The following is a 16,661-nucleotide window of genomic DNA, read 5'->3' as shown; positions in this document are numbered from 1 at the left end:
CCTAGATATCTATTCTTTTTTAGCTTTTTTCCAAAGCTTGATCGCAACTTGTCCCCATTTTACGGCCTGAGCGGCACTGTCACTGTTGTCATTCACTGATGTTGATATCCCTCTGGAAATGCTTCTCAGTGATTGGTTAAATTCCTGGACAGAGTCACCAATTCCCTTCACCCCGTCCACTAATGTATTCAACTTCTGGGATTTTTCACCTACATCTTCAGCTAATTTATTAGTTTTATTTAATAATGCGGTTGTTTCAAGGGTTATCCCTTCCATTTGCTTTTCCACGCCTTCAAGCGTATCAGCAACATTATTCATTGTACGCCTTACAGCGGTTAATGTTCTTGCCAGAAAAATGACGAGAACAGCAAAAGCAACTGCTGCAATAAGTGCAGCAATGTACAAAATAATGATCATTCCCCAAGACACTCCTTCACCTATGTATTTATCACAGTTTAGTTTATTCCCTAAAAGGGTGTTTCTAAACGTAACTGTCTTCTATAAATGGTTATATTCGTTAAATACCCTTCATTTTCCTTTTAATTTTTTTCAATTCCCAGTTTTTTTATTTATTTGTAAAAAAACGTGCGAAAATTCATTCGCACGTTTTAATTGTTAGGATTCGTTCTCGTATGCCTTCTGAAATTTTTGGATATCTCCAGCCCCCATAAACAGCAGAACACCTTCAGAGTATTGCTGTAACTGCTTTGTTTCTGCTAGGTCAAGCAGCTTTGCTTCAGGGATCAATTCCTGCAGCTGCTCAATCGTCATCTTTCCACTATTTTCACGGGCAGATCCAAAAATGTCACATAGATACACGTGATCTGCCTGCCTTAAGCTTTCCGCAAACTCATTCAAAAAAGTTTTCGTACGTGTATAGGTGTGCGGCTGAAAAATCGCTATGACCGGCTTTTCAGCGTATTTTTTTCTGGCTGAATCAATGGTAGCTGTGATTTCGATGGGATGATGAGCATAGTCATCTACAAGAATCTGATCTCCCCACTTTTTCTCGGTAAAACGTCTCTTTACACCTTTAAACGTGGAAAGTTTCTTTATTTCTTCCGGCTTCATTTGTTCATAATGGCAAATGGCAACAACGCTCAATGCATTTAATACATTGTGATTTCCAAATTGAGGAATGGTAAATGTATCATAAAAAGTACTGCGGACAAAAACGTCAAACGTGGTGCCTTCTTCACTTTCCACTACGTTTTGGGCCTGAAAATCATTGGAATCAGCAAAACCATAATAAAGTACAGGAACGTTAGCTTGTATATGCTGCAGCTGTTCATCGTCCCCGCAGGCGATAATCCCTTTCTTCACTTGTTTTGCCATTTGCTGAAAAGCCTGAAATACATCTTCGATACTGGTAAAATAATCAGGATGATCGAAATCAATATTCGTCATAATCGCATAATCTGGATAATATTCCAGGAAATGACGACGGTATTCACAAGCTTCAAAAGCAAAATATTGACTATCCGTATGTCCTTTTCCTGTCCCATCGCCGATAAGATAGGAAGTGGGGTAATTTTCAGAAAGTACGTGCGCAAGAAGCCCGGTTGTAGATGTCTTGCCATGTGCTCCTGTAACGGCAATACTCGTATACTGTTTTAACCATTGTCCTAAAAATTCATGATATCTGTAAAAAGAAAGACCTGCTTCTTTGGCTGCTGCAATCTCTTCGTGGTCATCTGAAAAAGCATTGCCTGCGATAACCGTTAAGCCTTCAGTAATATTTTCCTTCGAGAACGGTAATATTTTAATATCCCTTGCTTCCAGGGTATCCTGGGTGAAGAAACGTTTTTCCACATCTGATCCCTGCACCTGCTCCCCTGAATCATGCAGGATTTGAGCGAGAGCACTCATTCCAGTTCCCTTGATACCAATGAAATGGTAAGTTGTCATAAACAAGAACCTCCAAAATAAAGTGAACCACTTTAGGTATAGTATATGTAGCACTTTTTAAGTTGCGATTTGTAAGAACTTCAGCTTTTTCCCTTAAGAGCGCTTCACTATTTTACCACGGAACCCAGCTGATAAAAAGAGTAGAAATGGCTCGAAAAAACAACCATCTTAAGGATAAATATCCTATTCTCTAGATATCTTGTTCTACATATTCCACATACTCTAAACGTGGGTTCGGTTTATACCTTCTTCCTTCTTTCGCTTCTGGGATTCCATTAAGTAATACATTATCCCCTGTAAAACCAATCCCGATTTTCAAAAGGCTCCCCCCAACTCCGTACATATCTACAGGCACCTTTTTCTCTTCAAAGTCTCTGATTCTTTCCTCTGTAAAACCGCCGCTCACTACAATTTGAACGTGATTAAATCCTTCTTTGTCCAAAGCTCGTCTTAAGGCAAATACAAGCTCCGGGTTCACACCCCTGGGGTCAAAGGTTCCCATTAAGTGTTCATTTCTGAGAAAATATTTATCCACGAGTGAACGAGAGGTATCGAGACGAACCCCCTTAAGGTCACTTCCAAATTCCCGAGCTACCTTTAGGGAATCCGTTATGACGTCATTATTATAATCGACAAGTGCCATTAGTTGATCCTCAGGAAACTGATCCTGGTATGCTCTTGAAGCCGATACTACATCTCCTTTAAACATTTGGATGAGTGCATGCGGCATCGTTCCCATACCTTCTTTTCCCCACCATTCATTCATGGCATGAGTCGCTTGAGCCGTGGATCCGCCAATGGAAGCGGCATACCCGTCCCCTGCCTGTTGTGTATAATGATCATCACGATCGCCCATGAATATGATCGGTTTTTGCTTACCAGAAAATCTAGCCGCTTTTACCACATTATAAACATTCGTAGCCACCGAGGTCCTCCGGGCAAGAATACCATCAATGATACCTTCTAAATAGCCAAAATTCTGATATGGTCCTGTAATGGTCATAACGGTTTCAAATGGACTAATCTTGTCTCCATCTTTTAAAGAATAAATCTCCAATGCTTCTGGAGACTCAGCAAAAGTATGGACTAAAGCAATGGCTTCATCTGTCCCGCATAGGACAGCGTGATTTTTTTGGAAAAACTGCATCGTTACAATGTTATCGTGTAGGTGCTTCTCAACGATCTGTTTTGTTTTTAAAAAATAGACCGCTGAGAACCAACCTTCCTTTACACGTTCATCAAATTTAAACGTCTTATTGGTCAGACGACTGATTTCTCCATTTAACTTACGTTCGATTTCCTTCATGACTTAAGCTCCTTAAACAATTAAATCAGCCCCTTGCCGCATTTATCCCCTATCATAATAAACGAAGAGCAGTTAAACAAGCAGCAAGGGGCAGCTTTTATCTATCCATCAGTGTACCATAGGTTCATTGTTCTGTGCTCAATAACCTTTATGCACCAGACCCCATCATTTCATCGATCTGTTTTTGATTCAGCAAAATGTCTCTTGGCTTACTTCCTTTTGGCTCTGAAATGATTCCAAACTCCTCCATTTGGTCAATCAAACGGGCAGCTCGATTATACCCTACTTTAAAGCGGCGTTGCAGCAAGGAAGCACTGGCGCCATTCTGTGCAACAACAAATTGAACCGCTTCGTTAAACAATTCATCCGTTTCCTCTTCTGTGTGCACTTGTTTCATTAACTCTTCCTGTTCAAATAAATATTGAGGAGGGGCAACCTTCTTCACATAATTGGTTACACGTTCGATCTCGTCATCGGAAACAAATGCGCCTTGAATTCGGCGGGCAAGACCTGAGCCATTCTCAACGAAAAGCATATCGCCTTTGCCTAACAGCTTTTCCGCTCCCCCAGAATCGATAATCGTTCTTGAATCTACTTGAGAAGAAACGCTGAAAGCTACTCTCGTAGGGATATTTGCTTTTATTAATCCAGTAATTACATCTACAGAAGGTCTTTGTGTTGCTAACAGCAGGTGTATTCCACAAGCCCTTGCTTTTTGAGCGATTCTGCAAATCGCGTCCTCCACATCTTGAGGAGATACCATCATTAAATCTGCTAATTCATCAATGACAATGACGAGATATGGGAGCTTTTCACTCTGACGGCTTTGCCTGATCATTTTGTCATTATAACGTTCTACATCACGGACGCCTTCCTCAACAAACTTCTCATACCGCTCTTCCATTTCCTTAACCGCCCATTTTAAAGCAGTAGTAGCGGCCTTCACATCTGTAATTACTGGAGAGACGAGATGAGGAATATCATTATAAGGCGCAAGCTCTACCATTTTTGGATCTATAAGCAGAAATTTAACATCCTCATGATGGGCTTTGTAGAGCATACTGATTAAGATCGTATTGATACAAACACTCTTTCCCGAGCCAGTAGCTCCTGCTATAAGTCCATGAGGCATTTTCTTTAAGTTTGTAACTACCGGATCTCCTCCAATGTCTAAACCCAGCCCAACGGTTAACGGAGACTTTTCTTCTATAAATGCCTGACTTTCAAATATTTCCTGAAGACCAACCATCTGAGATTGCTGATTGGGAACCTCAATCCCCACGGCCTGCTTGCCTGGAATAGGGGCCTCAATACGAATATCCTTAGCTGCCATGCTCAATTTTATATCATCTGCAAGATTTGTAATCTTACTTACTTTTACTCCGGGTTCCGGCTGTACTTCAAACCTCGTTACAGAAGGACCCTTCATAGCATTGGTTACTTTAGCTCTTACATGAAAATGACGTAACGTAGTCTCAAGCTGCTCCATTTGCTCTTTCACCCAATGTTCATCCTCATAAGAATGAGAGACGGGATCCTCCAGTAAATGGATGGGAGTGTTATACTCTACTCGTTCATAAAGTGGTTCAGCCGTCTCGGCAGGTTCTTCTGACTGCATTTCTGTCTTTCTTTGAAGCGGTGCAACGTTGGACTTATATTCTTTGTTCTGCTGATCTCGTGTTCTCTTATCTCTTGGGGTCATGATCACATTGAACGGCACGTGGGAACGAGCGTTTTTATTGGAAGATTTTCTCGGCTTTTCTACTTCCAGAGGCTTAACGTTTTCTCTAGCTGACTCAGAACGGTCCTCCATCGTGTCAGCTTTCAAAACAGACGTCTGCCCGCTTTCCTTCTCCGCTTCCTGCTCTTCGGTTTGTCCATTTATTAAAGGTTCATGCTTTTCAAAAAGCTCCTCTGACTCAGCTGCTTTACTGCTCTCAACCTCTTCTATCTTCAGAGACTCGTCGTCTCCTGCAGCGGGTTCAGGTCGTTCCTCTATGGTTAATTCTTCTGAAGCATACGTCTTCTCAACGTCACCCTCCCCTTCTTCACGTGGAGCTGCAGAGGGTTCACTCTCTACATAGAGTTCTTCATTAAAGACTTCCGGATCGTCAATTCCCGCTTCCTCTTCTTCAAACTGTTCTTCTGCATCCAAAGGGGCTTCCTGTTTCGCCATTTGTGAAAAAGGTTCTTCATGAAGGGGCTCAAGCTCTTCTTCAGTGACTTCATCAAGCTGCCTGGAATTGGTGTCAGAGTCAGGTAATTCACGCTCCCCGCCAGAATACTCGGATGCTTTATCTTCTTCCTCATAAGAAAGCAGCGAAAGATCGGAATTCTCTTCTTGACTATTAAAGCCTTGATTGTGTTTCCTCTCCGCTGTTTCAACTTCCGGCTCTGTTTCTAAAGAAGCAGCTTCTTCCCTTCCTAATTCATGTGATACACTTGTATCCCTTACAGTGTCTACGGTTCCTCTTAAACGCTGCCTGAACGCCTGCCACTCCTTTTCATCATGAGAAAACGTAATATCATTTTCCACCATTCTCGTTACCTTAGGAGAGTCCTTACGCTGTTGTTGTTCCCTGCTGTGATAACCATAAATAGGCGAAGGTACGTCAGTCGGTGTAAAGGATTTTACAGGCTCCTCTGACGTCTTTTTTTCGACTTTTTTATCCGAACGTTTCTTTTCTGGCTGCTCCGGCTTGTACCTTGGGTAAGATTCTTCTTTCTTTTCCGGTTTTACAGGAGGAACTTGATTGGTACGGGCAGCTCTTGGCTTCTGTACTCTATGATCTGGAATAACAGGAAATCTGAATTCGCCTGACTTTGGATACTTATAGGTCATTTTTGTATTCGCATTTGATTCATGATTTTCATACGTTTGTTTTCTACGCTTTTGCTTTTGATAGCTTTGCTCTCTATATTCATCTTCAAACATGTCTTTGAATTTATTAAAAAGATCCTTCCACACATTACTCACTCTCTCTCTATGTAAATCATTTCTTGGGATTAATCTTATTTTAACAGGTTTTCATTGAAGTTTGGTTTACAATCCTTTTAAAAATTTCGCTCTTTTCCAACAAAAAACCAACGGTCTCTACTCAATTAGAGACCGTTGGCATATGTTTCATTTAAAATTCAAATGTTTCTCCTGGACTGTGATGATCGTCAAGAACTAGAATTCCCTTTTCCTTAGGAGCATCTGGAAGATTAAGTTCTTTTGCTGAACAAATCATTCCACTGGAAGGAACACCTCTCAATTCAGCGTCCTTAATCTTCATGCCACTAGGCATAACCGCTCCGACTTTCGCAACGACTACATAGTGACCCTGCTCAACATTGGGAGCCCCACAAACAATTTGCAGAGTTTCTTTTCCAACATCTACCTGGCAGATACTGAGTTTATCCGCATTATCATGAGGTTTCTTTTCCTTCACAAACCCGATTACAAATTTTGGACTTAAGTCAAAATCCAAAGGATCATCCAAATCATTTTTTGTGAAAATATCTTTCAGCTTTTCAAGCAAGTCCTCTGTTAACGTGATCTTTCCTCTCTCTGCTAAATGCAAATACCGAGAGACTTGAAAAATATTATAACCAAGAAGAGACCCGTTCTCCTTATCCGTAATTCTTACTACATCACCATACTTTTTATGAGAAACCTTTAGACGCTCCCCTTCTTTAACAGGTACAATTAAAACGTCTCCGATCCCTTTATCGTTGTAAAACACATCCATTGAACTAATCGCCCTTTCTATTATTCGTAGGTTTCTTTTGAGCCAGGATAAAGATTGGTTCTAATTCTTTATCTTCATATAAGAATGATAAGGAAGTAACAGGAACCGTTCCTTCAGCAAAAAACTTCATAGCCATCTGGGCAAGAATGTCGTAGCCTTCAGAATTCTGAACATCTGCAAAAATAATGACATCCTGATGAGGTATGCTGATTGCCAGCTCTCCTTTACACTCTGCTTTCAATTCTTCAAGCAGCACTTCGTTCAAGATGCGGCTGGCATCATAGCCATCCTTCATTGAATGAAAATAAAAGTCATTGCCATACACGGTGTCCTTCTTCAACTCTACTGGAAGTGAACGAACATTAAATGAAGCAACTTCCTTCATACGATCAACCGTCCAACCTTCCTCCTCTAACTTTTGTTCATCAATTAGCTGGTAGGATTTGCCCAGATCTAAAGCATAATAAATTCGCGTTTCTGCGGTATGCTCTGTAAAAACAAGTTTCTTTCCTTTATCCGTTTCTTCTGGAAAAGAAGCAGCTCTGATAACTGGGTAAATGTGCTGTTCTTTCCCATTCAGGCGGTGCTCTTTATTCATCACCGTTAAAGCCTCCTGAATGTGGTCCTCCAGCTCATCAATAGCCTCTTCCCCACGGGATTCATATTTTGAAATGACATTGGGCAGTGTGATTGTAATTCCTTGACCGGAGTCTTTCCACTCAATTCTAAATGTATCTTTATCACGATTGTAAGTGGTTTTCCACTGGTCATTTTGTAAACGATCTTCCAATTTCTTCTTCATCTTTATACTCGTCATTTTCATAGTAAGTTTCCTCCTTTTAGATGGAAGAAGTCAGTTTCGTTGTCTATTTTAGCACAACTATGCTCTCTGTCACGAATTTAGAGCAGCCGCTTCCTTCTATATTTCTCCATAGAAAAAGAACTATGCTCATGCATAGCTCTAGTTATTTTCAAGCTCTTTAATAAAAGCTTCGATTTCTTCTTTGGATTTCCTATTTTTACTTACAAATCTCCCTGCTTCATCCCCATTTTTAAAAGCGAGAAAGCTGGGGATGCCAAAGATATCATATTCTGCACAGATATGGATGAATTGGTCGCGGTCAACATAAACAAAAGTCCAATTTTGAAACTGTTCCTCAATAGAAGGAACAAATGGTTCAATAAATCGACAGTCTGGACACCATTCTGCGGAAAACAAAAACATAGTATTGGGTTCATTTTTTAATGATGTAAATTGATCATCTGAGATTAACGTCAACATCCGGCTCACCTCCGCTCCTATTTTAGCACATGTTTATTCGTATTCAATCTTTAAGTCCCCGGGTTGAATCCACCCTTTTTTTCGAAACCAGAATGCGATGATAAAGCTGATAAACGCAGGAGCAATAATATGAAGCATTAGAATTATCCAAACCAAATTCCAGCTGAAGCCCATAGATTGAACCGTCATGATTTGCCCGACAAGTCCACTCGTTCCCATTCCAGCCCCTGGTGGATTATTCTCTAATTGCAGCCACACCGTTGCCAACGGCGCTAATACAGCACCGGCGACCGTAGGCGGGATAAGTATGATTGGTTTTCGAACAATATTCCCTACTTGAAGCATAGACGTCCCAATTCCTTGGGCAAGGAAGCCTCCAAATCCATTGTCCCGATAACTAATAGTAGCAAAGCCTATCATCTGCGCTGCACATCCGATCGTAGCTGCACCAGCAGCGATTCCATCTAAAGATAACATGATAGCTATGGCTAAACTTGAAATTGGAGCAGTCAAAGCGATCCCCATGAGCACAGCTACAATCATTCCCATGAAAAAGGGCTGCTGAAGTGTTGCCCAATTAATTACATCTCCAAACCAAGTCATGAAATGATTAATGGGCGGTCCAATAAATACACCCACTAAAAAACCTGCAGCGATTGTGACGAAAGGGGTCAAAATAATATCCACCCGGGTCTCTTTACTAATCAGCTTTCCCGCTTCAGAGGAGATAAGTGCGGAAACGTAGCTTCCTGCAGGGCCCCCTAAATCTGCACCAAAAGCCCCGCTGAATAATGCAGCAAAGATAACGAGAGGAGGAGCGTTTAACCCGTAGGCAATAGCTACGCCAATTGCACCTCCCCAAATTTTCGAATCCATCGCAAATGTTCCCATTTCAACCAGAGAACCTGCAATGGGAGAAAAGCTGATCTGTTCACCCAACGTTTTGATAATCAATCCTATAATTAATGATGAAAACAATCCCAGTGCCATATAACTTAAGGCAGTAATTAAATAGGTTTGAACGGAAATTTTCACACCTTTTTTCTCAAAGAACCTTTTCAATGATCTCCCTCACTTTCTATAACGCATTTTATCTTACACAATAACTCAACAGGTGTAAATACACTAAGCATTATTACAGTGTTCTCATTCATAAACACAACCTTTTAACCATTCTATTTTCGATAAAACTATTGAGTTAATAGACCGTTAGTTCTATAATTAATAGTTATATAGATCGAATTATTTTGAATATTTTGAGGAGGGGAAATTGTGAAATCCATTAGAGGTCGTGTTCGTCTTATATTAGTTTTGTCTTTAGTTAGTATTTTAGTATTAGTCGGATTTTCTACATATTATTTTAATGAGCTGATAAACTTAGCCAATGACAGCAGAAAAGTTCAGCAGGCGCTCGCAGAGAGTCAGCAGATCAACTCCCAGATGAATCTCACTGTCAGAAAACAGGAAACCTTTTTCAGCGAACCAAGTCAAAAAAATGCGTATGATATGAAAAGCTCGATCGCACGATTAAAGAAACTTGCTGTGTCTAATGCGGAATCTTACAAAAGTTATCCATCAATTGCGAAGGAATTTGACAAAATCGGAAAAAGTGCATCTCAATATGAAAAAGAATTAACTCCGCTTGTAAATATGTTCCGCCTTGTAGGCTTTACGGAAAATGAAGGAATGTATCAATACATAAGCAAGTCTTACAATGAATTTAATGATGTGATTAGTAAAGGAAATCACACAGAATTGAAAAATGCCCTGCTCGGCATGAAAATCCTTGAACAGGACTATCTAAACGACCCGAGCGATAAGAATTACCAGGCATTTAAAGATAGCTCGGACAGCTTCAAAAGCAGTCTTGAACAATTGGAATTAAGTAAACAGGAAAAAGACAAACTCAACCGCAACCTGCTTAAGTACGGGCAGACGATTAATACAATTAACGAAACGTTTACTCAAGCACAGGATATCCAATCTTCCTTTGAAACCATTGCCAATAATGTGGCAGGCCAAGTCAATCAAGTAATGGCAGCCGCTGAAACAATTAATAGCCAAATGGAAGCTAAACAGGAACAAATGAAAAGTAAAATGCTTCTGCTCTTCATTATTTTAGGGGGAAGTGCCTTGTTAATCACGTTCCTTACAGGGATCATTCTTATCCGTTCCATTTCGAAATCCATAGTTTCCTTAAAGAAAGGGGCGGCTATTATTGGTGAGGGCAATCTTTCGCATAGGATCGAAATTGACTCCAATGCAGAAATGGCAGAGTTAGGCAGTCAGTTTAACCAGATGGCAGATAAGATGGAACATTCTTTACAAAAAGTATTGCACGCTTCTGGAGTACTAAATCATTCTTCAGGACACCTGGCCCATGCGTCTGATCAAACAGCAAGTCAGGCTCATGAAGTGAATGCAGCCATCAACCAGGTAGCCGCAGGATCTCAAGATCAAGCTCAAAAAATTGAAGAAAGCACGCATTTGATGGAACAGGTCTCCCAAGCCATCGGTCAAACTAAAAAAGCGACAGAAGATATAGAATCCAGTCTTACCGAAGCAGATCAAGAAGGTAAAGAAGGTCTTCACACAGTGTCTGAGCTGGAAAAAACTTCAAATTCTTTCATTAATTTAGCTTCCCATATGACGGAAGAAGTCCAATCTGCTACCAATCAATCAAATGAAGTGAATAAAATCGTAGCTACCATTGAGGATATTGCCGATAGTACTAATCTACTTGCCCTGAACGCAGCCATAGAATCTGCAAGAGCCGGTGAAGCCGGTAAAGGTTTTGCAGTAGTTGCAGACGAAGTACGGAAACTGGCGGAGCGTTCGAAGCAGGAAGCCCAAAGCATTCATAAGCTTGTTAGTCATATGTCAGAACAAATGATCCGTCTTTCTAACGAAGCAGATAAATTCGGGCATTACCAGACTTCACAGAACCAAGCTGTTTTTCAAACGAAACAAGCATTCAATCGTATTTCCAGTCATATCAAAGATATGAATGTTCAGATTAATGAAGTGAAGAATGCTGTAGAGGGTGTCGATAATGTAAATGAAGATGTAAAAACAAAACTTCAGGACATTAGCGTCATTTCTGAAGAAGCAGTAGCAACAGCAGAAGAGGTAGCGGCCTCAAGTGAGAACCAGCTGCAATCCATTGATCAAGTGAATGAACTGGCTGCGGACTTACAAGGATTGTCTCAAGAACTATCCGCAGAAGTAACTCAGTTTACTATTCAGAAGCAGACCGATGAAACTGAAATACCTGAGGAAGATTCTTTAGCAGACGAGATAAGTGAAGCACCTGAGGAAGTAGTAGAGGAAGAGGAAAATGCAGTGGAAGAAGAGTTCGAGCTGAAAGAATCCGAACAGGAAGATCACCTTGAAAATGAATATAGAAATGATCGACTTTCTTCTTAAAAAAAGAATCCGGGCAGATGCCCGGATTCTTATTTATTGGGATTGCTATATTGAATAGATTGCGCGATCTTCATCATTTCTTCGGCATCCTCTTCCATATCTCCTTTTTTCGTCATCGTTGTAAGTTTTGCTCCACCCACTCCTACCTGTATTTCATATTGATCGTCCTTCGCTATTGTAACTAACAAATAGCCAAATCGATCGTCCTTATCATAAGTATTCAGCAGCAGGCGGTCTTGCTTTTTCTTAGCAGCCTGATAATTCAGCTGGCTTGACTTGTCTTCCATCGAATTATAAAAAATGATAATGGTCTGGTTGTTTCCTTTTGTAAGAACAATATTATTTTTTTCTGTTTCAGAGACGGTCATGTCTTTAGGTAAATACATAGATAAATGGTCAGTATCTTTATTTCTATGTAATGGCTCAGCGAAGAAAGCTTTCTTCACCTTCTCGTTTGTGTCTTTTAACATATCCTCTTCCGATTTGAACAGGCCGCACCCATTTAATAAAAAAAGCACTCCAAGCAGCATAATCCCTACTTTAGTAAATTTATTCATATTGATAATCCTCCATGATTCATCACTATCCCTCCCATATGATACTATGGTTTATAATTTTAGCAAGGGCAAATACGTAATCACATTTCTAGACAAACGACTATTCTGTTGTCCATACTAATAATGAATACGGATACAAGGAGGAATACTATGGAGTTAACCGTGTACTTAGCTGGGCAGATTCACGATGATTGGCGGGAGACGATCAAACAAGAAGCTGCAAAAAGAGATCTTCCTATTGAGTTTGTGGGCCCACAGACCGTTCATGAAAGATCTGACAGCATTGGAGAGGATATCCTGGGGGAACAGCCAGGCAAATTGTTCAGAGATGATGCAGCTTCCAGTATCAATAACTTCAGGACCCAAGTCTTGTTACAAAAGTCTGATGCAGTGATTGCTTTATTCGGAGAAAACTATAAGCAATGGAATACAGCTATGGATGCCAGCGCAGCCATTCAGCTTCGTAAACCCCTGATATTGATACGTCCGGAGTCGTTAATCCACCCTCTAAAAGAATTATCAAACCAGGCTAATGTGACAGTTGAAACATACGATCAAGCCATCGATGTACTTTCATATATTTACGAATAAAAAACCCCGCTTCATGAATAACGAAGCGAGGACAAAATTTAACGGTCAAATTCCCACTGCCCTTTTAGCAGCCTTACAATGTGCTGGAACATCTCTTCACGAATTATTGCGCCATTGGTAAAAATACCGATGGCTCCTTCATTTTTTCGAACATTTTGTTTAGCCGTATAACGATCCATCACTTCACCTAATTCGAGCCCTTTTTCCAGTTCTTTTTTTATCTCATCCGGCAATCTTATTCGAGCTCCACTCGCAGTATAGAGGTTTTCTCTATGATCAATAAGAGCGCCCCAATTGCAGAGGTACAGATCCTCTCCAATCTCCATAACTCCACCTTCTAAGCCAATTCCAAGATCAGCTTTTTTCATCGCTGCACACTCTCTAGCCCGATTGATAGCTCCTTCCAACGTTTCTTCGTCAGAGAAGGGCTGGGCGGAGACTTTTGATTCCACATCGACTCCAATGATTTCGTCTTCCGGAAATTCACTCTTGACCGCTGCTTTTTTTGTTGGGTTTTGGGACCCTATATAGACATTCATTTATTGGCTACACCTTTCTTCTTTCTTTCACTTTCTCTCCATCATAGCACAAAGTCACGCAAACTAAAATTAGCCTTGCGTGACTTTGTGATCAGCCATTCTTTCTGATCATTTCGACTGTATTCTCATCTGTATTCTTCACCAAATGAACGAGAAGTTCTTTAGCTGCCGCATAATCATCCACATGGATGATAGAAGATGAAGTGTGGATGTAGCGTGAGCAGATACCCACTACTGCAGATGGAACACCATTATTGGAAATATGCACGCGTCCGGCATCTGTCCCCCCCTGGGAAATGAAGTACTGATAAGGGATATCGTGAGACTCTGCAGTATCTAAAATAAAATCTCGAATTCCCGGGTGAGTGACCATTGATCTATCCAATATTCTCAAAAGGGCTCCTTTACCTAATTGGCCAAATTCCTTCTTATCCCCGCTCATATCATTTGCCGGGGAAGCATCAAGAGCGTAAAAGATGTCAGGATTAATCATATTAGCCGCGACCTGTGCGCCTCTAAGGCCAACTTCTTCCTGCACAGTTGCTCCAGAATAAAGTTCATTAGGCAGGGAAGTATCTTTCAGTTCTTTAAGAAGTTCGATGGCAAGCCCGCAGCCATACCTATTATCCCAGGCTTTAGCTAGAATCTTCTTCTCATTTGCCATCGGAGTGAACGGACAGATAGGTACGATCTGCTGTCCAGGAATAATTCCAATCGCTTCCGCATCTTCACGATCGTCTGCACCAATATCAATCAGCATATTTTTAATCTCCATTGGTTTCTTTCTCTGCTCCGGTGTCAGGTTATGGGGAGGGATCGATCCTATCACTCCTACCACAGGACCCGTTTCTGTCATAACTTGGACCCGCTGAGCAAGCATAACCTGATTCCACCAGCCACCAAGTGTTTGAAAACGAAGCATTCCGTTATCCGTAATTTGAGTGACCATAAAGCCGACCTCATCCATATGTCCCGCTACCATAACTTTCGGACCTTTTCCTTTCTTAACTCCAAAAACTCCCCTAAGCGGTCTTGAATCAGTTCGTCTGAATATTTCTCCAGTTCCTGCCTCATGAACTGCCGCACTTTATGTTCATTTCCTGCAGTACCAGGCAGTTCAGTAAGCGTCCTGAATAAGTTTTTTGTTTCTTGATTCATTATGTACAACTCCTTTTATTTTCCCTATTCTCTTATTTTAACGAATCTTTGAAAACGTTTCTACAATTCAGGTTTCAAAGTTTTAATTTCCTTTTAACGGGAATATTTAGTATACTGAAAATTAGAATATTGATGTGAGGTGATTGCTAGATGAATTGGAAAAAAGTTGCAATTGCAGCGGGTGTAGGGGCACTGGCTGGATATGTAGTAAAAGAACAAGTAGGCAATAAGCAAGGGGTTACACCTGAAAAAGCATTAAAAATTGCAAAGGAAGCTTTCAAAAAACAAGGTCCTATCAGCGGATCCTGGATTTATATGAAACCTGAAGAGTTGAATAAAAATGGGATTAACTACGAGGTCTACCGCGGAGGCATTTCCAAAAATGAAGATGGCGAAACCTCTCAATATGAATTTTTTATTGATTCTGAAACGGGCACCATTGTTGATGTAGCAGAAGCTAACGCATAATAGAAAACCCCTTTGCTTTTTTGAAAAGCAAAGGGGTTTTCTTTACATTCATTGGCCAAGTTATGAAATTAAACTTCCCTATTCATAAGAGTAAGACTTGCGATCGATTTGTGAGACAACTTCACCTTTTGTATTAAATCTCAAAGCACGATAATGGGCATCGTGATAGAAAACGTACCAAGCTTCTCGATCATATCCATACTTCATCCATTTTTCTTTCTCATGGACTGAAGTGACTGGGTAATCATCATAAGCAAGGGCCCATAAGACATTTTGATGGGCATGAGTCGGCATAAGGTCGGCCATATGCATAAAGACATCTTCCCCATCCTCAAACAAGAGAATGGAATGTCCATTACTGTGCCCACTCGTGTGGATCATTTGCAATCCCGGAAGAATTTCAATGGATTCATCAAAAGTATGAACTAAATGCTCCACAGGCTTCCAATTACTTTCCCAATAAGTATTCTTTGACCGCATATTAGGATTTTTCATTTCATCCCATTCGATTTTACTCGTATAAACTTTCGCATTAGGAAAAGCAGGAACCAGTTCACCATTCTCCCATTTAGTCAACCCGCAGGCATGATCAAAATGAAGGTGAGTCATCAACACACCATCAATCTCCTCGTGCGTCAGACTTATCTGCCGAAGAGAATCGTCTAAACGTGCTTCTTCCAATACTCCGAAGTTTCTCTTTTGTTTATCATTTAGCTTTTCATTACCTATACCGGAATCAATTAATAGTTTCTTTCCATCCAATTCTAATACGATTGGATCTGTCCTCAGTTCAATCTGATTTTTATCATTGACAGGGTACTTCCTGCTCCACAATGGTTTAGGTACGACACCAAACATCGCACCTCCGTCCATATGGGTGACCCCGCCATTTAGCCAAGTTAATTTGGCTCTCCCAATGGTTAGAGTTTCCACAATCCAAAGCCTCCCTTTTCAAACTATAACCATAGTTTATCATAGAGTGAAAACGCTATCAGCTTGAGAACCTTGCCCGGCATCGATAAATAGGCTGACCCTTCGCTTTGAATTTTTCTTCGTATTCTGTTGCCACATTTAATGGATCCTCATCGGCGTGTAAATCAAGAGACACATCTTCCAAAGTCATCCCATAATTGGAAAAGCTGATAAGAGAATATTCAAAGAAACCACGATTGTCTGTTTTAAGAGTAAGTTCTCCATTAGGGATTAGAATTTCTTCATACTGTTCTAGAAAGGTAGAAAAAGTGAGTCTTCTTTTTTCATGACGATTTTTGGGCCAAGGATCTGAGAAGTTGAGATAAACATGGTCAATTTCATTCTCAGAGAATAGTTCCCGTAAGTCTTTCGCGTTCTCATTTACCAGTCTGACATTAGAAACTTCTGCGTCGATGACTTTTTTAAGAGCTCCTACGATGACACTTTTCACGATTTCGACACCGACAAAATTTAATTCCGGATGCTGCTTTCCCATTCCCGAAATAAACCCGCCTTTGCCAGTTCCTATTTCTAAATGCAAAGGGTTTTGTTGTTTTTCGTATAACTGCTTCCACTTTCCTCTTACGGAAAAAGGATCTTGAACAACTATATGGTTATTTTCCTTCATGAAATCGTCTGCCCAGGGTTTATTTCTTAAACGCATGTAAATCTATTCCTCCTTCGTTTCGTTAAAAATAGTACCATGAATTCCTTTAAGAT

At 40.6% G+C, this 16,661-nt stretch carries 15 protein-coding genes and 1 pseudogene; 3 read left to right on the top strand and 13 right to left on the bottom strand.

Annotated features, from left to right (window positions below; translation table 11 throughout):
* Positions 1-9: 9 nt before the first annotated feature.
* The 8 genes from MUN89_RS09510 to MUN89_RS09475 all read right to left on the bottom strand — a co-directional run bounded on the left by MUN89_RS09510 (position 10) and on the right by MUN89_RS09475 (position 9,292).
* Positions 10-417, bottom strand: coding sequence for a DUF948 domain-containing protein (locus MUN89_RS09510; RefSeq protein ID WP_244713157.1), 408 nt, complete (start codon positions 415-417; stop codon positions 10-12).
* A gap of 198 nt (positions 418-615) precedes the next feature.
* Complete coding sequence (murC, locus tag MUN89_RS09505; RefSeq protein ID WP_244713155.1) at positions 616-1,908, bottom strand: UDP-N-acetylmuramate--L-alanine ligase; 1,293 nt, start codon at positions 1,906-1,908, stop codon at positions 616-618.
* Between the two features lie 190 nt (positions 1,909-2,098).
* Positions 2,099-3,214 (bottom strand): nicotinate phosphoribosyltransferase, encoded by a 1,116-nt coding sequence (locus MUN89_RS09500; RefSeq protein WP_244713153.1) that lies wholly within the window; start codon positions 3,212-3,214, stop codon positions 2,099-2,101.
* 148 nt (positions 3,215-3,362) lie between these two features.
* Positions 3,363-6,182: a DNA translocase FtsK gene (locus MUN89_RS09495; protein ID WP_244713679.1), complete on the bottom strand. Its 2,820-nt coding sequence runs from the start codon at positions 6,180-6,182 to the stop codon at positions 3,363-3,365.
* 160 nt (positions 6,183-6,342) lie between these two features.
* Positions 6,343-6,948: a YtpR family tRNA-binding protein gene (ytpR, locus tag MUN89_RS09490; RefSeq protein WP_244713151.1), complete on the bottom strand. Its 606-nt coding sequence runs from the start codon at positions 6,946-6,948 to the stop codon at positions 6,343-6,345.
* A gap of 4 nt (positions 6,949-6,952) precedes the next feature.
* Complete coding sequence (locus MUN89_RS09485; protein ID WP_244713149.1) at positions 6,953-7,771, bottom strand: DUF1444 domain-containing protein; 819 nt, start codon at positions 7,769-7,771, stop codon at positions 6,953-6,955.
* Positions 7,772-7,909: 138 nt separating this feature from the next.
* Positions 7,910-8,230 (bottom strand): thioredoxin family protein, encoded by a 321-nt coding sequence (locus MUN89_RS09480; RefSeq protein WP_244713147.1) that lies wholly within the window; start codon positions 8,228-8,230, stop codon positions 7,910-7,912.
* A gap of 33 nt (positions 8,231-8,263) precedes the next feature.
* On the bottom strand, positions 8,264-9,292 hold the full coding sequence (locus MUN89_RS09475; RefSeq protein WP_244713145.1) for a PTS sugar transporter subunit IIC: 1,029 nt from the start codon (positions 9,290-9,292) through the stop codon (positions 8,264-8,266).
* A gap of 210 nt (positions 9,293-9,502) precedes the next feature.
* On the opposite strand from MUN89_RS09475, the gene MUN89_RS09470 reads away from it, so the two are divergent.
* Positions 9,503-11,656, top strand: a complete 2,154-nt coding sequence (locus MUN89_RS09470) for a methyl-accepting chemotaxis protein (RefSeq protein WP_244713144.1) — start codon at positions 9,503-9,505, stop codon at positions 11,654-11,656.
* Between the two features lie 29 nt (positions 11,657-11,685).
* On the opposite strand, the gene MUN89_RS09465 is transcribed toward MUN89_RS09470, so the two are convergent.
* Positions 11,686-12,213: a hypothetical protein gene (locus MUN89_RS09465; protein ID WP_244713142.1), complete on the bottom strand. Its 528-nt coding sequence runs from the start codon at positions 12,211-12,213 to the stop codon at positions 11,686-11,688.
* Between the two features lie 150 nt (positions 12,214-12,363).
* Here MUN89_RS09465 and MUN89_RS09460 point away from each other — a divergent pair, with 150 nt between their 5' ends.
* The gene (locus tag MUN89_RS09460) at positions 12,364-12,804 is read left to right on the top strand and encodes a YtoQ family protein (RefSeq protein WP_244713141.1); all 441 of its coding nucleotides are present in this window, start codon (positions 12,364-12,366) and stop codon (positions 12,802-12,804) included.
* Between the two features lie 38 nt (positions 12,805-12,842).
* On the opposite strand, the gene MUN89_RS09455 is transcribed toward MUN89_RS09460, so the two are convergent.
* Positions 12,843-13,343, bottom strand: a complete 501-nt coding sequence (locus MUN89_RS09455) for a DUF84 family protein (RefSeq protein ID WP_244713140.1) — start codon at positions 13,341-13,343, stop codon at positions 12,843-12,845.
* A 91-nt stretch (positions 13,344-13,434) separates the two neighbouring features.
* Positions 13,435-14,501: pseudogene (locus tag MUN89_RS09450) on the bottom strand (M42 family metallopeptidase).
* Between the two features lie 150 nt (positions 14,502-14,651).
* On the opposite strand from MUN89_RS09450, the gene MUN89_RS09445 reads away from it, so the two are divergent.
* A complete protein-coding gene (locus tag MUN89_RS09445; RefSeq protein WP_244713139.1) occupies positions 14,652-14,969 on the top strand; it encodes a PepSY domain-containing protein in 318 nt (105 codons plus the stop codon).
* 78 nt (positions 14,970-15,047) lie between these two features.
* On the opposite strand, the gene MUN89_RS09440 is transcribed toward MUN89_RS09445, so the two are convergent.
* Both MUN89_RS09440 and trmB read right to left on the bottom strand, forming a co-directional pair.
* Positions 15,048-15,902 carry a YtnP family quorum-quenching lactonase gene (locus MUN89_RS09440; RefSeq protein WP_244713138.1) on the bottom strand — a complete coding sequence of 285 codons (855 nt, stop codon included), beginning with the start codon at positions 15,900-15,902 and terminating at the stop codon, positions 15,048-15,050.
* Positions 15,903-15,960: 58 nt separating this feature from the next.
* Entirely contained in the window at positions 15,961-16,605 is a 645-nt protein-coding gene (gene trmB / locus MUN89_RS09435) for a tRNA (guanosine(46)-N7)-methyltransferase TrmB (protein ID WP_244713137.1), read from the bottom strand.
* Positions 16,606-16,661: the final 56 nt, after the last annotated feature.

The organism is Halobacillus salinarum (genome assembly GCF_022919095.1).
In the GTDB taxonomy this organism is placed as follows: Bacteria; Bacillota; Bacilli; order Bacillales; family Halobacillaceae; genus Halobacillus_B; species Halobacillus_B salinarum.
The sequence above is the reverse complement of the archived record's forward strand: the minus strand, read 5'-3'. Positions and strand labels throughout refer to the sequence as shown.